This is a genomic window from Streptomyces pseudogriseolus (assembly GCA_002154585.1).
In the GTDB taxonomy this organism is placed as follows: domain Bacteria; phylum Actinomycetota; class Actinomycetes; order Streptomycetales; family Streptomycetaceae; genus Streptomyces; species Streptomyces pseudogriseolus.
The window spans coordinates 1-2,463 of record MUNG01000448.1 but is presented as its reverse complement, the minus strand read 5'-3'; the positions used below and the strand labels follow the sequence as shown (position 1 = coordinate 2,463).

Here is a 2,463-nt window from a genome sequence, read left to right as displayed (position 1 = left end):
GTCGTGCCGCAGGGGCGATGGGGGTACCTCCCGCTCGAGCGAAGCCGAGAGTGGGGGAGGGTGGGCGCGACGGCACCCCGCAAACGCCGGGCTGCGCACACCCCCCGCCCCGCACCGACACCGAGGGCCCTTCGGCCCACGTCAAGCTCACCGACGGCCCCGTAAGCTCCCCGCAGGGAAACAAACCGGCACCAACCCCCGGAGGGGCCCGTGGAGATCCTCGCCTTCGGCGTACAAGCCGACGAAAAGCCCCTCATCGAACGCGCCTTCGCCCCCCACCACCCCGTCCGCACCCTCGACGTGTTCCTGAACACCGACACCGCCCCCATCGCCGCCGGCCACGAAATCATCTCCACCAGCGTCAACTGCGACCTCGGCGCCGACGTCCTCTCCGGTCTCGCCGCCGGCGGCACCCGGATGGTCGCCCAGCGCTCCACCGGCTTCAACAACGTCGACCTCGACGTCGCCGCACGCCTCGGCATCACCGTCGCCCGCGTCTCCTCCTACTCCCCGTACTCGGTCGCCGAGTTCGCCTGGACCCTCGCCATGGCGGTCAACCGCCGCATCGTCCGCGCCTCCACCCGCACCCGCGACTTCGACTTCCGTCTCGACGGGCTGATGGGCCGCGACCTGCACGGCCGCACCGCCGGCATCCTCGGCACCGGGAAGATCGGCGAGGCGTTCGCCCGCATCGCCCACGGATTCGGCATGCGGCTGCTCGGCTGGGACGCCGCCGAGAACCCCGCCTGCCGGGAGCTGGGCCTGACGTACGTCCCCAAGGAGGAGCTGCTCGCCGAGTCCGACCTGGTCAGCCTGCACGTCCCGCTGCTGCCGGAGACCCGGCACCTCATCGACGCGACCGCGCTGAAGAGCATGCGGGACGACGCGATCCTGGTGAACTCCAGCCGGGGCGGCCTGGTCGACACCGCCGCGCTCGTCGACGAACTGCGCGCCGGCCGCTTCACCGGCGTCGGCCTGGACGTGTACGAGGCGGAGGCGGGCCTGTTCTTCCTCGACAAGTCCCTGGAGGCCGTCGACGACGACACCCTGGCCCGCCTCGTCACCTTCCCCAACGTCCTGGTCACGTCCCACCAGGCGTACTACACCGCGGACGCGGTCACCCAGATCGTCTCCACGACGCTGGACAACGTCCTCGACTACATCGCCGGCCGCCGCTCGGGGAACGTGCTGGTGCCGCGCAGCTGACCGATCAGCTCCCGCACCACGGCCGCCCCGTTCAGGCTGAGCACCGACTCGGGGTGGAACTGCACGCCCGCGAACCCCGGCCCCCGCAGCGCGTGCACCTCGCCGTTAGCGGCGCGGCTCACCTCGACGCCGTGGGCGGCCAGCTCCCGCGCGGCCTCCTCGTCGCAAGTCGCCACGAAGCTGTTGTAGAAGCCGACCGTCTCCGGCCGCCCGAACAGGTCGATCTCCGTCTGCGCCCCCTGGTACGGGACCTCCTTGCGGACGATGTCCAGGCCCAGCTCGGCCGCGATCAGCTCGTGGCCGAGGCAGACGCCGAGGACGCCGTGCCGGCCGTCCGCGAGCACCTCGGCGGTCAGCTCCCGCAGGAACCGCATCTTCGGGTCGGCCGTGTCCGAGGGGTCGCCGGGGCCGGGGCCCAGCACCAGCGGGCCCTGGTGCGTCAGCACCGCCTCCCGCAGTCCGGGCTCGTCGTAGCGGCGCACGGTGACCTCGAGGCCGGCCGCCCGCAGCACATGGGCGAGCATCGCGGTGAAGGTGTCCTCCGCGTCCACGACCAGCGCGTGCCCGGTGAGCTCCTCCGACCGCTCCTGCATCCGCAGCCAGAACGGCGCCAGCGAGGCCCGCCGCCCGTCCAGCGCGGCCCGCACCCGCGGATCGTCGGCCAGCCCGGGCCGTACGGACTCCTCGCGCGGGCGCCCGGGCCGCACCCCCAGCGCGGCCAGCACACCGGCCGCCTTGGCGTGGGTCTCCGCCACCTCGCCGGCCGGGTCCGAGCCGCGCACCAGCGTGGCGCCGACCGGCACCCGCAGCCGCCCGGCCGCGTCGATGTCGGCGGTGCGGATCAGGATGGGGGAGTCCAGCGTCTGGGCGCCGCCCTCGTCGCGGCCGAGCAGGGCCAGCGCGCCCGCGTAGTAGCCGCGTCCGCCGGCCTCGTGCCGTTCGATCACCCGGCAGGCGTTCTGCACCGGCGAGCCGGTGACGGTCGCCGCGAACATGGTCTCCCGCAGCACCTCCCGCACGTCCAGCGACGACCGGCCGCGCAGCTCGTACTCGGTGTGCGCGAGGTGCGCCATCTCCTTCAGCCGGGGCCCGATCACCACCCCGCCCCGGTCGCCGACCGTGCACATCATCTTGAGCTCCTCGTCGACGACCATCGACAGCTCCTCGATCTCCTTGCCGTCGGCGAGGAAGCGGAGCAGGTGCTCGGGGGTGGGGCCCTCGGCCGGGTAGCGGTAGGTGCCGCTGATCGGGTTCATC

2 protein-coding genes are annotated in these 2,463 nt (G+C 73.2%); one reads left to right on the top strand and one right to left on the bottom strand.

All coding sequences use genetic code 11. The features are described 5' to 3' along the window. Nucleotides 1-210 precede the first annotated feature (210 nt). Nucleotides 211-1,206 (top strand): 2-hydroxyacid dehydrogenase, encoded by a 996-nt coding sequence (locus CCN29_RS30665; RefSeq protein ID WP_031061884.1) that lies wholly within the window; start codon nucleotides 211-213, stop codon nucleotides 1,204-1,206. Here CCN29_RS30665 and CCN29_RS30660 read toward each other — a convergent pair. Next, the coding region (locus tag CCN29_RS30660) for an anthranilate synthase family protein (RefSeq protein ID WP_107481753.1) at nucleotides 1,158-2,463 on the bottom strand (1,306 nt) is incomplete at its 5' end. The two genes, CCN29_RS30665 and CCN29_RS30660, sit on opposite strands and share 49 nt — an antisense overlap.